The organism is Rhizobium tumorigenes (assembly GCF_003240565.2).
Taxonomy (GTDB): Bacteria; Pseudomonadota; Alphaproteobacteria; order Rhizobiales; family Rhizobiaceae; genus Rhizobium; species Rhizobium tumorigenes.
Window position 1 is genome coordinate 1,816,583 of record NZ_CP117255.1, and the last position, 17,334, is coordinate 1,833,916.

17 protein-coding genes are annotated in these 17,334 nt (G+C 61.7%); 11 read left to right on the top strand and 6 right to left on the bottom strand.

Translation table 11 applies throughout. The annotated features are described in order from the left end of the window. Positions 1-67 precede the first annotated feature (67 nt). The 3 genes from PR017_RS09000 (at position 68) to PR017_RS09010 (ending at position 1,116) form a co-directional block, all read left to right on the top strand. Positions 68-574 carry an SspB family protein gene (locus tag PR017_RS09000; protein WP_111222890.1) on the top strand — a complete coding sequence of 169 codons (507 nt, stop codon included), beginning with the start codon at positions 68-70 and terminating at the stop codon, positions 572-574. A 40-nt stretch (positions 575-614) separates the two neighbouring features. Further along, entirely contained in the window at positions 615-809 is a 195-nt protein-coding gene (locus PR017_RS09005) for a DUF4169 family protein (RefSeq protein ID WP_111222889.1), read from the top strand. A gap of 85 nt (positions 810-894) precedes the next feature. Then, entirely contained in the window at positions 895-1,116 is a 222-nt protein-coding gene (locus PR017_RS09010) for a ribbon-helix-helix domain-containing protein (RefSeq protein ID WP_111223023.1), read from the top strand. A 23-nt stretch (positions 1,117-1,139) separates the two neighbouring features. On the opposite strand, the gene PR017_RS09015 is transcribed toward PR017_RS09010, so the two are convergent. Beyond that, positions 1,140-5,036, bottom strand: a complete 3,897-nt coding sequence (locus PR017_RS09015) for an AsmA family protein (protein ID WP_111222888.1) — start codon at positions 5,034-5,036, stop codon at positions 1,140-1,142. Positions 5,037-5,124: 88 nt separating this feature from the next. Beyond that, the gene (locus tag PR017_RS09020) at positions 5,125-6,537 is read right to left on the bottom strand and encodes an FAD-binding oxidoreductase (RefSeq protein WP_111222887.1); all 1,413 of its coding nucleotides are present in this window, start codon (positions 6,535-6,537) and stop codon (positions 5,125-5,127) included. A 348-nt stretch (positions 6,538-6,885) separates the two neighbouring features. Here PR017_RS09020 and PR017_RS09025 point away from each other — a divergent pair, with 348 nt between their 5' ends. The 4 genes from PR017_RS09025 (at position 6,886) to PR017_RS09040 (ending at position 9,776) form a co-directional block, all read left to right on the top strand. After that, a complete protein-coding gene (locus tag PR017_RS09025; RefSeq protein WP_111222886.1) occupies positions 6,886-7,680 on the top strand; it encodes a transporter substrate-binding domain-containing protein in 795 nt (264 codons plus the stop codon). 65 nt (positions 7,681-7,745) lie between these two features. Then, positions 7,746-8,417: an amino acid ABC transporter permease gene (locus PR017_RS09030; protein WP_111222885.1), complete on the top strand. Its 672-nt coding sequence runs from the start codon at positions 7,746-7,748 to the stop codon at positions 8,415-8,417. Further along, complete coding sequence (locus PR017_RS09035; protein ID WP_111222884.1) at positions 8,414-9,073, top strand: amino acid ABC transporter permease; 660 nt, start codon at positions 8,414-8,416, stop codon at positions 9,071-9,073. The genes PR017_RS09030 and PR017_RS09035 overlap by 4 nt, the downstream gene beginning before the upstream one ends. After that, positions 9,051-9,776: an amino acid ABC transporter ATP-binding protein gene (locus tag PR017_RS09040; protein ID WP_111222883.1), complete on the top strand. Its 726-nt coding sequence runs from the start codon at positions 9,051-9,053 to the stop codon at positions 9,774-9,776. The genes PR017_RS09035 and PR017_RS09040 overlap by 23 nt, the downstream gene beginning before the upstream one ends. A 9-nt stretch (positions 9,777-9,785) precedes the next feature. On the opposite strand, the gene PR017_RS09045 is transcribed toward PR017_RS09040, so the two are convergent. Next, complete coding sequence (locus PR017_RS09045; protein ID WP_111222882.1) at positions 9,786-10,823, bottom strand: aldo/keto reductase; 1,038 nt, start codon at positions 10,821-10,823, stop codon at positions 9,786-9,788. A gap of 91 nt (positions 10,824-10,914) precedes the next feature. Here PR017_RS09045 and PR017_RS09050 point away from each other — a divergent pair, with 91 nt between their 5' ends. The 3 genes from PR017_RS09050 to PR017_RS09060 all read left to right on the top strand — a co-directional run bounded on the left by PR017_RS09050 (position 10,915) and on the right by PR017_RS09060 (position 12,585). After that, on the top strand, positions 10,915-11,820 hold the full coding sequence (locus PR017_RS09050) for a LysR family transcriptional regulator (protein ID WP_111222881.1): 906 nt from the start codon (positions 10,915-10,917) through the stop codon (positions 11,818-11,820). Between the two features lie 153 nt (positions 11,821-11,973). Then, complete coding sequence (locus PR017_RS09055) at positions 11,974-12,321, top strand: HNH endonuclease (RefSeq protein ID WP_111222880.1); 348 nt, start codon at positions 11,974-11,976, stop codon at positions 12,319-12,321. 18 nt (positions 12,322-12,339) lie between these two features. Continuing rightward, positions 12,340-12,585, top strand: coding sequence for a hypothetical protein (locus tag PR017_RS09060; RefSeq protein WP_111222879.1), 246 nt, complete (start codon positions 12,340-12,342; stop codon positions 12,583-12,585). Between the two features lie 70 nt (positions 12,586-12,655). Here PR017_RS09060 and PR017_RS09065 read toward each other — a convergent pair whose 3' ends face one another. Beyond that, the gene (locus tag PR017_RS09065; RefSeq protein ID WP_111222878.1) at positions 12,656-13,324 is read right to left on the bottom strand and encodes a YiaD family glycine zipper/OmpA-like lipoprotein; all 669 of its coding nucleotides are present in this window, start codon (positions 13,322-13,324) and stop codon (positions 12,656-12,658) included. A gap of 294 nt (positions 13,325-13,618) precedes the next feature. On the opposite strand from PR017_RS09065, the gene PR017_RS09070 reads away from it, so the two are divergent. Then, on the top strand, positions 13,619-16,090 hold the full coding sequence (locus PR017_RS09070; protein ID WP_111222877.1) for an ATP-dependent helicase: 2,472 nt from the start codon (positions 13,619-13,621) through the stop codon (positions 16,088-16,090). A gap of 43 nt (positions 16,091-16,133) precedes the next feature. Here PR017_RS09070 and PR017_RS09075 read toward each other — a convergent pair whose 3' ends face one another. Both PR017_RS09075 and PR017_RS09080 read right to left on the bottom strand, forming a co-directional pair. Next, positions 16,134-16,553, bottom strand: coding sequence for a GNAT family N-acetyltransferase (locus tag PR017_RS09075; protein WP_111222876.1), 420 nt, complete (start codon positions 16,551-16,553; stop codon positions 16,134-16,136). Between the two features lie 45 nt (positions 16,554-16,598). After that, positions 16,599-17,096, bottom strand: a complete 498-nt coding sequence (locus PR017_RS09080) for a GNAT family N-acetyltransferase (RefSeq protein ID WP_111223022.1) — start codon at positions 17,094-17,096, stop codon at positions 16,599-16,601. Between the last annotated feature and the right edge of the window lie 238 nt (positions 17,097-17,334).

The window sequence follows — 17,334 nt, forward strand, 5'->3', positions numbered from 1 at the left end:
GGGGGTTTTCCGAATCCGCCTGCTGTGGCATAGAGCCTTGAAGACGGCCAACGAAAGACGGGAAAGCATGGGGCAGGATCATATCCGCTACGATATTCTGGCACAGGACGCTCTGCGCGGAGTTATCCGTAAGGTTCTGACCGAGGTCGGCACGACCGGCCGCCTGCCCGGCGACCACCACTTCTTTATCACATTCCTGACCGGCGCCGCTGGTGTGCGCATCTCCCAGCATCTGAAGTCGAAGTATCCGGAACAGATGACCATCGTCATCCAGCACCAGTTCTGGGAACTGAAGATCACCGAGACCCATTTCGAGATCGGTCTGTCGTTCTCGGATGTACCGGAAAAGCTGGTGGTGCCTTTTAACGCCATCCGCGGTTTCTATGACCCGTCGGTGAATTTTGAGCTCGAATTCGACGTGCCTCTCAGCGAAGAGGAAGAATTGCCGAGCGGCGAGATCACCGCATATCCTGTCAATACGGATACACCGGTCGAGCACGTCGCCATCAATGAAAGCGAGCCGAAGAAGCCCGGCTCCGTCGTGTCGCTGGATGCCTTCCGCAAGAAGCAGTGACGCGTCCACGGCTTCATGTGATGCGTTGAGGAGCGGATCGATGACTGCAGAGATCGTCAACCTGAAACAGTTTCGAAAGCATCAGGCGCGCTCCGACAAGGAAAAGCAGGCCGAGCAAAACCGTATCAGCTTCGGCCGCACCAAGACCGAAAAGAGACTGACAACAGCGCTCAACGACAAGGCCAGCAAGGCGCTGGACGACGGACACATCGTTCAGCCGCCTGACGAAAAATAAGCCGCAAGCTTGGCGGATGCACGCAATCAAATGCGTCCGGTCGATCGTTTACAGTCGTTTCCGAAAAAACGTCCACCGGGCCATCATGATCCGCAAACACTCCGCCACGCTCCATGGCCACCGCACCAGCTTCACGCTGGAGGATGGCTTCTGGGACGAACTGAAGCTGATTGCCAATGCCCGGGGCCTCTCGCAGGCCGCCCTTATCGCCGAAATCGACGATGCAAGATCTCCCGAGAGCAATCTGTCGTCAGCACTGAGGCTCCATGTCCTCCAATGGCTGAAGGACGCTGCCAGAAAAGAGTGACGACCCGCGACTGCCCCGCCTGATCAGAACTTTTGCGGTGGAGTGGAAAAATCCGGAACAGTCAGTGGCGCCTGTAGAGGTAGCTGCTGCTGCGATTTGGCTTTCTGTTCGGCATCGGCTTTTGCCTTGGCCTCAGCTTCGGCCCGTGCCGCCTCGTTTGCCTGAAATTTGGCCAAGGCTTCAGCACGTGCCTTCGTTGCCGCCTCGATCTTAGCCTTTGCCGCAGCATCGGCCTTTGCCTTTTCTTCAGCCTGCGCCTGAGCTTCGGCCTGTGCCTTGGCCGCAGCGTCGGCTTCAGCCTTGGCGGCGGCATCGGCTTCCGCCTGCAGCTTAGCCTTCGTCGCCGCCTCCGCCTGTCGCTGAGTCTCGGCTTGTTCGGCGAGCACTCTCAGGCGCTCCTCCTCGGCCTTGCGCTGCTCCTCAATGACCGCATCCTGCTGGCGCTTGATATCGCGCTCGGTGGCTGCGAATTTGGTGACCGCCACCTCGCGCCTCAACCGCTGCTTTTCCAGCACGCCCGATTGCAGCCGCTCGACCCGGCGTCGTTCGCGCTCGAAAGCCCGCAACGACAGGAAGCTGGTGACCGCACTGGAATCGACGCTACGAGTCGGTGTCGCCAGCGGCCCCGTGAAGCCGAGACGCAGGGCGGGATTGGCACCACCGACAGCATCTGCGCCGGCGTTGAGCGAAATGGCAAGCGCACCACGAATGGTCTCGTCGGACAGGTTGATGTCGGCATTGCCGGTCAATTGCGCCGTATCGGTCATGGCAACGACATTGTCGATCCGCACCCGTCCGCCCGAAATATTGAGCGGCATCGTCAGCGGCTTCAACACCGCATCGCCGTTGTTCAGCAGCGCCTGCACGATCGGCTCCACCTTGTCTGCGGTCACGGCGCCCTGGATCTGGTCGGTGGCCGACAGCAGCGATGGCAGGATGCCGAGATTGAGGCCGCGAATACGCGTTTCGCCAAGCATCACCTGGCCGGAGCCGCTCGCCGAGGCCGCGAGATCGCTGACGCTCTTGCCGCTTGCCTCCATGCTGAGCGAGAGCCCTGCCCTCCCGCTCGCCACAGGGGCACCGTCGCGCTGCCAGCCGATGACGGCCAGATCAGCATTGCCGAGATCGATCTTCGTCTGCAGCAAGGCATTGCCATCATTGTTGGCGAGCAGCAGGCGGCCGCCGATCGTTCCACCGCTCCATTTGCCCGCCATGTCGTTGAACTGCAGGGCATCGCCCTTGTATGACATGTTGGTGGTGAAATCGGATACGGGACCGAAAATGCCTGGCCACATCTGCTTCGCCGACAGTTTTACGTTGATGTCGGTGCCGGTGAACATCGGCAGTCCCAGCTTGGCCCTCGTCAGGCTGCCATCGGCCGGGTCCGTCATCGGGCCGAAGATGGCCTCTCCGAGCCACCCGAGATCGGCTTCCGTCATGGCAATGTCGCCGCTTGCCTTGATGTTGTGTGCCTTGCGGTCGAAGGCCAGCTTGCCGGTCACGCCGTTGCTGGCGAATTGCCCCTTGATGTCGGAGAACGCCACCTTGTCCGAATCGATGGTTGCGGTAGTCTGGAGTTTCGCTGGCAGGCCGGGGCCCATCTGCGGCATGCCGATTCCGTTCATGACCAGATACGGATCGAGATCGGCGCTCTCCATCGACAGCGCCATCGTGCCGTTGAGGAATGTCGCCGGCCGGACATCGACCTTGCCGTTGGCAGTAAACGACGTCTTGTCCGTGGCAAATGTGAGTGCCGCATCGGCAGGGTCGTTATCGGTCGCCGAAACCTTCAGGGTCAGGCGTCCGTTGGCATCGGCATCGACGGGCAGCGGATCGAGGCCCGCCTGGCCGAACAGGATCGAGGTGACCGAATTCTCGAGCGTCGCCTCGAGCGTCGTCGTGCCCTTGCCGGTCAGCGCCAGGAGGTCGGACATGCGGTAATCGAGGTTGACGCGGCTGCCGTTGGAGACGCCGGCCAGCGTCAGTGCCAGCCCGTTGCCTTGGTCCCCGCCCAGCGTCAGCGCACCGCGAAGGGCCGTGTTGCCGTACCATGCACCATTGCGCACCAGGCGGTCGACGACCGGGTGATGCGGCAGGTGCTGGCTGAGCATCGTGAAAAACGATGTCGGATCGGCAGCCTTGAAGGTAATTTCGCCAGATCCCTTGTAGTCGAGCAGCGAGCCTGACGCGCGCCCGGTGGCGGTAATCTCTGCGCCGGCAACGTCGCGCACGAACAACTTGTCGAGCTTCAGAGCTCCATCGGCAATGCCGAACGTAGTCTCGACATCGCTTGCCGCGATGCCGAAGGCGGAGAACTTGTCTGCTTTCAGATGGGCGTTGATCTTGTGATCGAGAATGTTTTCACCCGGTTCCTGTCCGGTAAACAGGCCGGTCAGGGCGCGCAGCGCGTCGAGATCGAGGGAATCGCCATTGAGATCGACAGCCAGCGTCGGCGCCTGGTTTTCCGGTATCTGACGATCCAGCCGCCCCTTCAGCGTCGCATCGCCGATGGCAATCTCGAGGTTGTCGAAACGCTGCCGCAAATGGGTCAGGTTGACGTCCGCCGAAAAGCCGGCGTCCTTCAACTCGCGGATGGACGGATCGACGGTGCCGGACAGCCATGTGGCGAGCCCCGAGGGCTGGCTTGAGGCCACCAGGAGGTTGCCGGTGAAGTTCGGGTCGCCCTGCAGCAGCAGCTTGCCCTTGGCTTCCACCTGGGTGCGTCCGGGTAGCGTGCCGACCGCCTTGTCAACAGTCCAGCCGGCGCCCGCTGGTTCGAGATCGAGCTGCACGTCGCGCAATGTCGTGTCGCCGGCAACGATTGCAGGCAGGCGTACCGTCGCCTTGCCCGGCACTTGCGGCACCGGTATCTCCGCGGCGATGGCAATGAGGTTGCTCAGCCTTTGCCGCGCGGAAACTGCGGGGTTGCGCGTCGTCTTGCCTTCGCTGCCCTGATTTCCGAGCCGGTTGACGTCGATCTGCTGTCCATCCGCCGTCAGCAGGAACTCCGGCTTTGGCCCGGTATCGAGCGTGGCCTCGCCGGTGATGACATAAGGGTCGTCGGAAGCACCGAGCTCCAGGCGGTATTCGGGAATACGAATACGGTCGTTGGTGAGTTCGAACTTGCCCTTGGCCCGCGGCTCGCTCGATTTGGCGTCGCCCGACACCTTGCGCGCCTGGCGGGTTTCGATGCCGGCCGAGAACGTACCGAGGTAATCGGGCTTGCTCGCCACCAGCTTCAGTTCGCCATCGAGATCGATGCTGACCGGGTGGCTTTGCGGCACCAGGCGCGTGCGGACCTTCAGCACGCCGTTGTCATCCAGCTGGCTACTGGCGATGGTGAACTTCCCATGCTCGCCATCGAGCGCTGCCTCGCCTTCGACCCGCCACGGACCGGCCAGCGATTTCGCGGACATCTCGGCATTGAGATCGGTAATATGTCGCGTGCGCCCGGATTGCTCGTCGATGAACTCGACCGAGCCACCATCCACATGGACGTTTTCCAGCACGACGGATTTCGCCGGAATTTCCGACTGGCTGCCGCGCATCCAGTCCAGCGTTCCATCCTTCAGCAGCCGGAGGCGGACCTTCGGCTGGGAGATGCGCATATCGAAGATCAGCGCCTCGCCAGACAGGAAAGGCGCAAGCTCCGCATCCATCGCAAATTCGGAAATCTGTACAATCGGCGTCCCGTCCGGCTCCTGGCCGACGCGCACGTCATGCAGCGTTACTGAGGGAAACGGCAGCAGGCGGGCATCGACGGAACCATGAACGGTGACCTTCTTGCCGATGATACGGCTGGCCTGCTCCTCGAAACTCTGCCGGAATCCGGTCCAGTCGATGAAGAGCGGCGCCAGCAGCGCCACGAACAGCACCACCACCAGAACGCCACCCAGAAAGACCAGGACCTTGCCTAACAACGCGTTGAATCTCCATTCCTCATGCCCGTCACGACACTAGCGCCATTCGCGTCGGGGGCAAGGCAAACTCATGGTAATATTCCATTTTTCAGTCTGCATGAAAGATTTTGCCAGGATTGAATATGCCATCGGGATCGAGACCGCGCTTGATCTGGCGCATCAGGTCGACGGCACCGCCGAGCTCCTGCTCGAGAAACGCCATCTTGCCTTGGCCAATCCCATGTTCGCCCGTACAGGTGCCGTCCATGGACAGCGCCCGTGCATTGAGACGCGCCACAAATGCCTCGGCAACGGCGACACCTTCGGGCGTCTTGTCGTCGAACAGAAGCAGGACGTGGAAGTTTCCATCACCGGCGTGCCCGACGATCGGCCCCAGCAGTCCATGCGCCTCGATATCGGCCTGTGTTTCGACGACGCACTCGGCAAGCCTCGAAATCGGCACGCAGACGTCCGTCGACAAGGCCGCCATTTCAGGCGCTAGCGCGCGGCAGGCCCAGTACGCATCGTGGCGGGCCTTCCAGAGCTTGTTGCGCTCCTCTAGATTGACGGTCCATTGAAACTCGTCCCCGCCACATTCGGCAGCGATCTCGCCGAATTCCGCAGACTGCAGCGGCACCGTTTCCTCGGTGCCGTGAAATTCCAGGAACAACGTCGGCTTCTCGGGATAGGAGAGACCGGAGTAGCGGTTGCAGGCACGCACCTGCATGCTGTCCAGCAATTCGATGCGGGCAACGGGAATGCCCATCTGAATGGTCATGATGACAGCGTCACAGGCCGCCTTGATGGTCGGGAAGGCGCAGACGCCACCGGCGATCTTCTGCGGAATGCCCTGCAGCCGCAGCGTCACCGATGTCAGGATGCCGAGCGTCCCCTCGGATCCGACGAACAGCCGGGTCAGGTCGTAGCCGGCGGAGGATTTGCGGGCCCGGCGGGCGGTGCTGATCTCCTCGCCGGACGCCGTGACCGCCGTCACCGCCAGAACATTGTCCTTCATCGTCCCGTAGCGCACCGCATTGGTGCCGGATGCGCGGGTCGACGTCATGCCGCCGATCGAGGCGTTGGCCCCGGGATCGATGGGGAAGAACAGGCCGGTATCGCGCAGGTAGACGTTGAGCTCCTCACGCGTCACGCCGGGCTCGACGACGCAATCGAGATCCTCCGCATTGACTGCAAGAACCTTGTTCATCCGACTCATATCTATCGATATTCCGCCATTCGGCGCATTGATCTGGCCTTCCAGCGACGAGCCCGTGCCAAACGCGATGATGGGCACCTTGTGCTCGGAACAGGCGCGCACCGCAGCCTTGACGTCGTCGCTGCTCTCGGCAAACAGCACGCCATCGGGCAGCTGCGAGGGAATGTATGTCGTAGTGTGCGCGTGCTGGGCACGAAAGGCATCGCCCGTCTGGAAACGGTCGCCGAAAGCCTGCTTCAGAATGCCGAGAACGGCAGCAACGCCCGCCTCGTTGCGTGTTCCTGCTCTTGCATCCGCCAGCGCCATTGCGCGATCTCCCATGCGATCTCGGCAGGACCTGCCAGGCCCCGAAGGGCTTCTATGAGACAAGCGATCCGTCCTGTCCAGCCCAACATAGGGTCCAGCGGTCTCACGGAACGACACCGGACCTTCCTCTCCTGCAGATCGGAATTGCGGCTGCGACCAACAATTGATGCAGCGTTAGAGAACCGACATATTGCACAAAATCGCGGCATGTGCGTTTTCGGCAAGCCGCCTTTGGGCTCGTGGAAGACCTCGGACCTGCCACATCGCGCCAGTCCCGGCGGCCCCCGTCTGGCACGCGAATTGCGTAGGCCTTGTTGAGTTTTCATTCGAGTTTAAAAGGACAAGCCTATGAAACGCCAACAGTTCCTCCTCATGGCCGCACTCGCGATGATGACGGTCGGCACCGTCTCCGCTCCCCATGTGGCGCGCGCAGACGCGCTCAGCGACATCACCGCCCGTGGATCGATCCGCGTTGCCGTGCCGCAGGACGCACCGCCCTTCGGCACCGTCGGCCCGGACATGGAACTGCAGGGGCTCGACATCGACATGGCGAAACTCATCGCCTCCAAGCTGGGCGTAAAGGCGGAGCTGGTGCCGGTGACGCTGCCCAACCGCATCCCCTACCTGCAGACCAACAAGGCCGACATCGTCATCTCCAGCCTCGGAAAGAACCCGGACCGCGAGAAGGTCATCGACTTCACCTCCGCCTATGCGCCCTTCTTCAACGGCGCCTTTGCCCCAGCCGACCTGAAGATCACGTCCGCTGCCGATCTCTCGGGCAAGACGGTTGCCGTGGCCCGCGGCGCCATCGAGGACCTCGCGCTGACCAAGATCGCCCCGCCGGATGCCATCATCAAGCGCTTCGAGGACAATAATGGCACGATCTCGGCCTTCCTTTCGGGCCAGGTCCAGGTCATCGTGACAGGCAACGTCATTGCCGCTGCGATCCTCGAGAAGAACCCGCCGAACCGTCCGGAACTGAAGTTCCTGATGAACAAGTCGCCCTGCTATATCGGCCTCAACAAGAACGAGGACGCCCTCAAGGGCAAGATCAACGAGATCATCGCGGCTGGCAGGGCCGATGGATCGATGAACAAGATCACCCAGAAATGGCTCCACCAGGACATTCCGGCAGACCTCTGACCGCTCCTGATTAAGGCTGGCGCCCCTGCGGCGTCGGCCTCCCGACCGGAAGCGGAGGAACCTGGATGCACTACCATTTCGACTTCGCCTGGCTTGGCGAATATTACCCCATGCTGATCAAGGGCGTCGGCATCACGCTGGAACTGACCGCCGTCGGCGCGGTCTTCGGCATCGCGCTCGCCATCGCCTGCGCATGGGCCCGCTCGCTCGGCCCCCGCTGGCTGAGGCCCATCGTCGTTCCCTATGTCGAGTTGATCCGCAACACGCCCTTCATCGTCCAGCTGTTCTTCATCTTCTTCGGCCTGCCCGGCATCGGCATCAAGCTCGGGGAAATGCAGGCAGCCAATTTCGCCATGGTCATCAATCTCGGCGCCTACGGTTGCGAGATCATCCGGGCCGGCATTCAGGCGACACCGCGCGGCCAGTTCGAGGCGGGCGCCAGCCTTGCGATGACGCCGTTCCAGACATTCTGGCATGTGATCCTCGTCCCCGCGCTGCAGCGCATCTGGCCGGCCTTGTCGTCGCAGATCATCATCGTCATGCTCGGCTCGGCTGTGGTCTCGCAGATCGCTGCCGAAGACCTGACCTTTGCCGCGAATTTCATCCAGTCCCGCTCGTTCCGCGCATTCGAGGCCTATTTCGTCTCGACGACCATCTACCTGCTGCTGGCAATCATCCTGCGCCAGCTCCTGTCTGGCCTCGGCCGCATTCTCTTTCCCCGCAGGAGCCCCCGATGATCCAGTTCACCACCTGGGATATCGTCCGCAACCTTCTCTATGCCACCCGCTGGACAATCCTCCTGTCGCTGGTCTCCTTCGTTGGTGGCGGCCTGCTCGGCATGGTGCTGCTCTACCTGCGCACCGGCAAGCGGCGGATGGCAAGGATCTTCGTCAAATACTATGTCGAACTGTTCCAGGGCACGCCGCTGCTGATGCAGCTTTTCCTCGCCTTCTTCGGCATGGGCCTGTTCGGCATCGATGTGCCGGCCTGGCTTGCAGCCGGCGTCGCGCTCATCCTCTGGTCGGCCGCTTTCCTCACCGAAATCTGGCGCGGTTGCGTCGAGTCCGTCGTCAAGGGCCAGTGGGAGGCATCCGCCAGCCTCGGCATGGGATACGCCCAGCAGATGCGCCATGTCATCCTGCCACAGGCCCTGCGCGTCGCGGTGCCGCCGACCGTCGGCTTTTCCGTGCAGGTGGTGAAAGGCACGGCGCTGACATCGATCATCGGCTTTGTCGAACTGTCGAAGGCCGGCACCGCCATCACCAATGCTACCTTCGAGCCGTTCACCGTCTACGGTTTCGTCGCCCTCATCTATTTTGCCCTTTGCTGGCCTTTGTCGAAGAGCAGCCAGATCCTTGAAAGGAAGCTCAATGTCGCTCATCGAAATCACTGAGGTGCGCAAGAGCTTCGGCAGCAACGAAGTTCTGAAGGGTATCAACATAAACGTCGAACCCGGCGAGGTCATCGCCATCATCGGCAAGAGCGGCTCGGGGAAATCCACCCTGTTGCGCTGCATCAACGGCCTCGAACTTATCGACGACGGCTCGATCTCCGTCGCCGGTGCCCAGTTCCTGCCCGACGAATTGCACCTGAAAGCGCTGCGGCTGAAGGTCGGCATGATCTTCCAGCAGTTCAATCTCTTTCCGCACCTGACGGCCGGCCGCAATGTCATGCTGTCGCAGACGGTGGTGAGAAAGACGTCGAAGGCTGATGCAGAAGCCATGGCCCGAAAGATGCTCGAACGCGTCGGCCTCGCCCACAAGTTCGATGCCTATCCCGACGAGCTCTCCGGCGGCCAGCAGCAGCGCGTCGCCATAGCCCGGGCACTGGCCATGCAGCCGATCGCGCTGCTCTGCGACGAGATCACCTCGGCGCTCGACCCTGAGCTCGTGTCGGAAGTGCTGGCCGTGGTCCGCGAACTCGCATCCGAAGGCATGACGCTGCTGATGGTCACCCACGAGATGAAGTTCGCCCGCGACGTCTGCTCCCGCGTCGTCTTCATGCACGAAGGCCGCGTCCACGAAATCGGCCCTCCGGAAGAGTTCTTCAGCAACCCCAAAACGCCGGAGCTGAAACAGTTTCTGGGGATGCTGTGAGGCGGGAACCTATGGCAACATCGGCGGATTGAGCCGCGCAAATCCCTCCTGCCGGCGATATGGATAGTAGGGATAAGGCGCTGCGACAGCACTTGCCGCATCGAGACGGGCAATCTGCTCGCTGGTGAGGCTCCAGCCGACAGCGCCGAGGTTTTGCCGGAGCTGTTCCTCGTTTCGAGCCCCGATGATGACGCTCGAGACGGTTGGCCGGCTGAGCAGCCAGTTGATTGCGATCTGAGGCACCGAACGTCCGGTTTCCCCGGCAATCCCGTCGAGGACATCGACGATGTCGAACAGCTTGTCGTCATCGACGGGCGGCCCGAACTCTGCCGTCTGGTGAAGCCTGCTGCCTTCCGGCAAAGGCTGGCCACGGCGGATCTTGCCAGTCAGCCGCCCCCAGCCGAGCGGGCTCCAGACCAGCGCGCCGACACCTTGGTCTGCGCCAAGCGGCATAAGCTCCCATTCGTAGTCGCGGCCGACCAGCGAATAATAGACCTGGTGCGCGACATAGCGCGGATGGCCGCCCCGGTCCGCTGCCGCCAGCGATTTCATCAGCTCCCATCCGGCGAAGTTCGAGGCGCCGACATAGCGGACCTTTCCTGATGAGATGAGATCGTCCAGCGTCGACAGCACCTCCTCCACCGGCGTATGGGCATCGAATGCGTGGAGCTGCAGCAGGTCGATGTAATCCGTGCCGAGCCGGCGCAACGCATCTTCTGTCGTCCGGATCAACCGCGAGCGCGAGGTACCGGCATCGTTGGGGCCGTCGCCCATCGGTAGCGCCATCTTCGTCGATATCAGCACGCTGTCGCGGCGGCCACGGATCGCCTGTCCCAGCACTTCCTCCGAGGCACCGGCCGAATAGACGTCCGCCGTATCGAAGAGGTTGAGGCCAGCCTCCAGGCAGATGTCGACGAGGCGGCGGGCTTCGACGACATCCGTCGTCCCCCAAGCACCAAACAGCGGGCCGCTGCCGCCAAACGTCGCTGCGCCAAAACTCAAGGCGGGAACTTTAAGGCCGGATCGGCCGAGATATCTGTAGTCCATTGTCGTCTCCTTGCGTTTCGCCAAAGGTAGATTGCAACGGCGAAGTGAACTAGACTGCCGCAGCGATCAGCATTCATGAGTTGAATTCACAATGAGAAAGACCGACGTAAACCGTTCCGGCGAAATGGAGATCTTTGTCCGGGTGGTTGATCTCGGCGGATTTTCGGCCGCCGCCCGTGCCAGCCGCCTCACCCCATCGGCAATCAGCAAGCTCATGACGCGGCTGGAGGGGCGGCTCGGTACGAGGCTGCTCAATCGCTCCACCCGCACGCTGCAGCTAACGACGGAAGGCAGCCTTTTCTACGACAGCAGTGTCCGGATCCTGGCGGACATTGCCGAGGCTGAACGCAACGCTTCGGTGGGCGAATTGGCGAGCGGCCGTATACGAATCAACACGAGCGCGTCTTTCGCCAATTACGTTCTTGCGCCGCTCGTCCCGCAATTTTTAAAGCTTTATCCCGCAGTCACGCTGGAGATTACCGTTACTGACGCCGTCGTCGACCTCATGGCCGAAAACACCGATGTGGCAATAAGGGCCGGTCCGATGAAGAGTTCGCAGTTGCTCGCGCGCAAGCTCGGCGGCACGCCGATGGCGATCGTCGCGACACCAGGCTATCTTGAGGAGAACGGCACGCCGCGCACGCCAGCCGATCTCGACAGCCACCGCAAGATCGCTCTTTCCTATCGGCGCGCCGTTGCCGGCTGGCCATTGATGGTGGACGGCAAGAGCGTCTCGAAAAAACTGGTCAACACGCTCGAAGCGAGCGATGGCGAGGCCGTGCGACATCTCTGCCTGGCCGGCGGCGGTCTGGCACGACTGGCAAGCTTCACCATCCGGAGCGATCTTGCGGCTGGACGCCTGCTCGCCGTACTCGACGACTGCAATCCCGGCGACATCGAGGCGTTCCACGCCGTCTATATCGGCGAAGGCGGTCCTGTCCCGGCGCGGGTTCGTGCTCTGCTGGATTTTCTGGCAGAGCACGTCAGGCTGTCATAGGCCAAGAACAATGCTTCGCAAATGCGAGGCTGAGATGACTGCGGAACATCGTTGCTCCATCCCGTCAGAAGCGATATCTGCGGGAGACGCCTGCATCGATCGAAACGATACGAATGCACGACAGCACCAGCTCGCAAAATTGACCGAGGACAGATGGCCCGCAAGAACAGAGACGACTTTGAATCATCGAACGCGGAGCCGGAGCCAACGATTTGCCTGCTGTGCGAGCGCGTGATCCCGGAGGACCAGAAGGACGCCCACTATCTCATCCCGAAGAGCAAGGGCGGCAAGGAAACCGTTTACCTGCACCGCGTCTGCCACAACCAGATCCACGCGATCTTCACGGATGCGCAACTCGCAAAGAAGTTCAGCACGATCGAGGCCATTCTCGAGGATCCGGCTGTACAGACGTTCGTCGCGTGGATCAAAAGCAAGCCGCCGGGATTTGCAGACTTGGCCAAGGAGTCCGGACAGGCTTCGGGCCGGGGGCGCAAACGGTAGTATCCGGGAACACAGGCCATGACCCTGGATGAGCTCATCGCCCGCTATCGCCCGCATCTGGACGATGAATCCGTCGGGGTCAGGCGGAGCTGGGAGGAGATGTTTACCTACACGCTCAGGCTCTATCCGAGGGACACGCCTCTGGAAGCCTTCGATGTGCATAGCCTTGAGCAAAGGCTCATCTCTGCCGGCCTCCACCCGCCCGTCGTCAACGGTTACGTCAAACGCTGGGCCGATTTGCTCGCGCGCGCGCAGGACCTCTAACCTCTAACGGCATGAGTTCAGCCCATCAGGGGCGGCGCGGGTATGGCCCGCGTACGCCCTCCATCGGCAATCAGCCGTTTTGGGTGATTGGCGCTATCTGGATTTCGACGCGACGGTTCTGCGCGCGGCCGGCTTCGGAGGCGTTGCTGGCGACCGGCTGTGTCGGGCCGAAGCCGACGGCGGAGACACGGCGCGGATCGATGCCCTGGGTGCCGAGATAGCCGGCGACCGAGTCTGCGCGACGCTCCGAGAGCTCCTGGTTATGCTGCATGCTGCCGGTGGAATCCGTATGGCCGTTGACGTCGATCAGCGTCTTGTTGAACTTGCGCAGAACGATTGCCACCGAGTTCAGCGTCTGGTCGAACTCCGGCTTTACGAAATACTGGTCGGTATCGAAGGTAATCGCCGACGGCATGTTGAGAATGATACGGTCGCCGGTTCGCGTGACGGAAACGCCGGTGCCCTGCAGTTGCTGGCGCAGTTCCGATTCCTGCTGGTCCATGTAATTGCCGATAGAGCCGCCGGCGAGAGCGCCGATGCCTGCTCCGATCAGCGCCGCGTTGCGCCGTCCAACAGGTGAGCCGCCGACGGCAAGGCCCGCAATTGCCCCGAGCCCCGCGCCGATGGCAGCGCCACCCGCAGTGTTCGAAACCTTTTGCTCGCCCGTATAGGGATCCGTGGTCGTGCAGGCATTCAGGAAGGCAGCCGAGACGGCGAGTAGGACGAATTTCTTGATCATGGACGAGGGCCTCTGCTTCGATGACGAGACGTGTATCAAGGATTGCGGCAATATCATGAAAAATAATGACAGCCCCTTGTCAACGCACAGATTAGGCCCATGCGCATTGTCGCGCAGCATTGGCGGTGGTCGATGAGCGAGGACATTGCCGAGCAGAAGACGACGAGCCATAGCGCCCTGCTGTCGCCGAATCACGCATTGGGGCGGCTCTGATCGCGGGCGGGATGGCAATAAGGGAATGAAAGCAGAACATCTTTTCTGGCCTTTCGATTCCGAATCACTACATTACGCGACATGACGATAGGACAAGACGACATTCCCTTCTTCGACGAAGAGCCCGAGCACGCCGAGCCAAGGCGCCACGAGCCGGCTGCAGCGCGTCCGCAGGCTGCCGGCGGCATCGCGGCGCGCGCCATGGCTGCGCGCGATGTCGGCCGCGTGCCGGATTACCTCGCCGGCCTCAACGCCGAGCAGACAGAGGCTGTCGAGACGCTGGAGGGGCCGCTGCTGGTACTGGCCGGCGCCGGCACCGGCAAGACCCGCGTGCTCACCACCCGTATCGCCCATATCCTGTCGACCAACCGCGCCTTCCCCAGCCAGATCCTGTCGGTGACATTCACCAACAAGGCGGCGCGCGAGATGAAGGAGCGTGTTGCGCTGCTGGTCGGCGGCGCAGTCGAAGGCATGCCATGGCTCGGCACCTTCCACTCAATCGGCGTCAAGCTGCTCCGCCGTCACGCGGAACTGGTCGGCCTGACATCGGATTTCTCCATCCTCGATACCGACGACGTCGTTCGCCTGATCAAGCAGATCATCCAGGCCGAGGGCCTGGACGACAAGCGCTGGCCGGCGAAGCAATTCGCCGGCATGATCGATGGCTGGAAGAACAAGGGACTGACACCGCCCGATATCGCCGAGGGCGATGCCCGTGCTTTTGCCAATGGCAAGGGCCGCGAACTCTATGCTGCCTACCAGGCGCGGCTGAAGACGCTGAACGCCTGCGATTTCGGCGACCTGCTGCTGCATCCGATCACCATGTTCCGCCAGAACCCGGATGTCCTGAAGGATTATCACCAGCGCTTCCGCTATATCCTCGTCGACGAGTATCAGGACACCAACACCGCGCAGTACATGTGGCTGCGGCTCTTGGCCCAGCGGCCGAAGGGCGAGATGCAGAATGTCTGCTGCGTCGGCGACGACGACCAGTCGATCTATGGCTGGCGCGGCGCCGAGGTCGACAACATCCTGCGCTTCGAGAAGGATTTCCCGGGCGCCAAGGTGATCAAGCTCGAGCGCAACTACCGCTCGACCGAGCACATCCTCGGCGCCGCTGCCCATCTGATCGCCCACAACGAAGGCCGGCTCGGCAAGACGCTTTTCACCGACCGCAGCGATCCCGAGGACGCCAAGGTTCAGGTTCACGCCGCCTGGGACTCGGAAGAGGAAGCCCGGGCGTTGGGCGAAGAGATCGAGCAGCTGCAGCGCGGCGGCCACGCGCTGAATGACATGGCGATCCTCGTGCGCGCCTCGTTCCAGATGCGCGAGTTCGAAGACCGCTTCGTCACGCTCGGCCTCAACTACCGCGTCATCGGCGGTCCACGCTTTTACGAGCGCATGGAAATCCGCGATGCCATGGCCTATTTCCGCCTGGTCTGCCAGCCGGCCGATGACCTCGCCTTCGAGCGCATCGTCAACACACCGAAACGCGGTCTTGGCGACACCACGGTGCGCGCCCTGCACGACTATGCCCGCGCCCGCAATATACCCATGCTGGCCGCGGCAGCCGACATTATCGAGACTGACGAGATGAAGCCGAAGCCGCGCAAGGCTTTGTACGACGTCGTGATGTCCGTCCGCCGCTGGCAGGAACGGCTCGAAAACGCACCCCACACGGAGCTTGCCGAGCAGATCCTCGAGGAATCCGGCTACACCGACATGTGGAAGAACGACAAGTCGGCTGAAGCGCCGGGCCGCCTCGACAACCTGAAAGAACTGATCCGCTCGATGGACAGTTTCGAGAGCATGCGCGGCTTCCTCGAACATGTCTCGCTGGTCATGGATGCCGAAAACAACGAGAACCTCGATGCTGTCTCGATCATGACGCTGCATTCCGCCAAGGGGCTGGAATTCAAGACGGTCTTCCTGCCCGGCTGGGAGGAAGGCCTGTTTCCCCACCAGCGCTCGCTCGACGAGAGCGGACGGGCGGGTCTCGAGGAGGAACGCCGGCTTGCCTATGTCGGGCTGACGCGGGCAAAACGCCTCTGCCACATCTGGTTCGTCTCGAACCGCCGCATACACGGCCTCTGGCAATCCACCCTGCCCTCCCGCTTCCTCGACGAATTGCCAAATACGCACGTGTCCGTCGCCGAGACCGAGCAATCCTATGGCGGCTATGGGCGCAGCGCCTACGGTCAGTCACGCTTCGACAAGGCCGAGCCCTTTTCCAACAGCTACGGCACGCCGGGCTGGAAACGCGCCCAGGCCAACAAGACCGATGCAACGCGCGACAACTGGGGCTCGCGCTCCGGCCACGCGGTCGAGCGCATCGGCTACGGCGAAAGCGGCCCGAAGGCGCGCACCATCGACGGCGAACTGGTGGCAAAGTCGACCACCGACACGCCCTCGCGCTTCGCGGTCGGAGAGCGCATCTTTCACATCAAGTTCGGCAACGGCAACATCTCCGCCATCGAAGGCAACAAGCTGACCATCGAATTCGACAGGGCCGGGCAGAAGCGGGTTTTGGATGGGTTTGTGGAGAGGGTGTGAGGTGTTCTCATCATTTGCGGCAGATGGCGAACCGTGACAAAGATTACAACATCTTGCGCAGGAAGAACCGCTGCATCTCGCCCGGATAGTGATCGAGCACGCCGAAGACGGTATAGCCTTGCTTCTCGTAGAAGCCTGGCGCCTGAAAGCTGAATGTATCCAGCCAGACGCCAACGCAGCCTCGCTCTCTCGCCCAGCCTTCCGCCTGTTGCAGCATCCTGGCACCAAGGCCTTGTCCACGAAAGGCTTCGGGGATCACGAGCAGTTCTACGAAAAGCCAGTCGTAGCTGTAGCTCGACCATAGACCACCCCGCACCGTACCAGCCTCGTCGCGCAGCAGGATTGCGAGCGGGCCCCAGGGCCCATCCACCTTGGAAGCATTGTAGTCGATCAGCGGTTGGCGAATTGCGTTGTATTCGTCATCGCTAGGCTGGGTGACAAGCTCGAGGTCAAGGCCAGACATGTCATTCTCATGTCGTTCGGCTAGGAACATTCCTGCAGGCAGCGGTCAGGTTCCGTAGAACGCCCTGTGATAAACGACAACGCCTTGTCGCGTGTCATCTCCGAAGTCGAGTCTTTGGAAATATTCCGCCGGGACTCCGGGAAAGCGCAAAGTGGGGCCAGCCTTGAACCCGAAGCGGGCGTAGTAGCCGGGGTCGCCGAGGACGACACATCCAGCCGCGCCACGGGCTTTTATCTGGTCAAGTCCAGCTTCGATGAGCCTCGCTCCGATGCCCTGTCGCTGCTTGTCGGGTCGCACGGCGACCGGCCCGAGCCCGTACCAGTCGACGACCTTGCCATCTATCTCGACCGGAGAAAGAACGACATGTCCGACAATCTCTCCATACTTTTCTGCCACCAGCGACACCGTCAAAGCGCCTCCGGCTCTAAGACCGTCAACAATAGCGCCTTCCGTTCCGTCGCTGTGGGGAGCGCCGTTGAATGCGTTGGTCACGAGCACGCGAATTGGCTGAATGTCGCTGGTATTTTCGGGTCTGATGATCATCTGAAGCTTGTAGCAAAAGAGAGAAAAACTGCCAAGAAGCAACGCTTTGGCGCCGTTTGCGCAGCCCACTCGCACACTGAATTACCATCAGCCGCCACCGGTTCGACACCGCCGAGCCTCAATCCTGACGCTATGCTGCACTGCAAAAAACACAATGCTGCGGTGCTACCAATTGTCGCTGACTGCTTTATATCGTCGCATACGGCCCCGCCCCTCGCGCTCTTTTGCGGATTTTCAG

What these genes read in the sequence shown, in the direction of transcription:
- PR017_RS09000 (WP_111222890.1), top strand. Translation starts at nt 68, where the DNA reads ATGGGGCAGGATCATATCCGCTACGATATTCTGGCACAGGACGCTCTG.
- PR017_RS09005 (WP_111222889.1), top strand. Translation starts at nt 615, where the DNA reads ATGACTGCAGAGATCGTCAACCTGAAACAGTTTCGAAAGCATCAGGCG.
- PR017_RS09010 (WP_111223023.1), top strand. Translation starts at nt 895, where the DNA reads ATGATCCGCAAACACTCCGCCACGCTCCATGGCCACCGCACCAGCTTC.
- PR017_RS09020 (WP_111222887.1), bottom strand. Translation starts at nt 6,537, where the DNA reads ATGGCGCTGGCGGATGCAAGAGCAGGAACACGCAACGAGGCGGGCGTT.
- PR017_RS09025 (WP_111222886.1), top strand. Translation starts at nt 6,886, where the DNA reads ATGAAACGCCAACAGTTCCTCCTCATGGCCGCACTCGCGATGATGACG.
- PR017_RS09030 (WP_111222885.1), top strand. Translation starts at nt 7,746, where the DNA reads ATGCACTACCATTTCGACTTCGCCTGGCTTGGCGAATATTACCCCATG.
- PR017_RS09035 (WP_111222884.1), top strand. Translation starts at nt 8,414, where the DNA reads ATGATCCAGTTCACCACCTGGGATATCGTCCGCAACCTTCTCTATGCC.
- PR017_RS09040 (WP_111222883.1), top strand. Translation starts at nt 9,051, where the DNA reads ATGTCGCTCATCGAAATCACTGAGGTGCGCAAGAGCTTCGGCAGCAAC.
- PR017_RS09045 (WP_111222882.1), bottom strand. Translation starts at nt 10,823, where the DNA reads ATGGACTACAGATATCTCGGCCGATCCGGCCTTAAAGTTCCCGCCTTG.
- PR017_RS09050 (WP_111222881.1), top strand. Translation starts at nt 10,915, where the DNA reads ATGAGAAAGACCGACGTAAACCGTTCCGGCGAAATGGAGATCTTTGTC.
- PR017_RS09055 (WP_111222880.1), top strand. Translation starts at nt 11,974, where the DNA reads ATGGCCCGCAAGAACAGAGACGACTTTGAATCATCGAACGCGGAGCCG.
- PR017_RS09060 (WP_111222879.1), top strand. Translation starts at nt 12,340, where the DNA reads ATGACCCTGGATGAGCTCATCGCCCGCTATCGCCCGCATCTGGACGAT.
- PR017_RS09065 (WP_111222878.1), bottom strand. Translation starts at nt 13,324, where the DNA reads ATGATCAAGAAATTCGTCCTACTCGCCGTCTCGGCTGCCTTCCTGAAT.
- PR017_RS09070 (WP_111222877.1), top strand. Translation starts at nt 13,619, where the DNA reads ATGACGATAGGACAAGACGACATTCCCTTCTTCGACGAAGAGCCCGAG.
- PR017_RS09075 (WP_111222876.1), bottom strand. Translation starts at nt 16,553, where the DNA reads ATGTCTGGCCTTGACCTCGAGCTTGTCACCCAGCCTAGCGATGACGAA.
- PR017_RS09080 (WP_111223022.1), bottom strand. Translation starts at nt 17,096, where the DNA reads ATGATCATCAGACCCGAAAATACCAGCGACATTCAGCCAATTCGCGTG.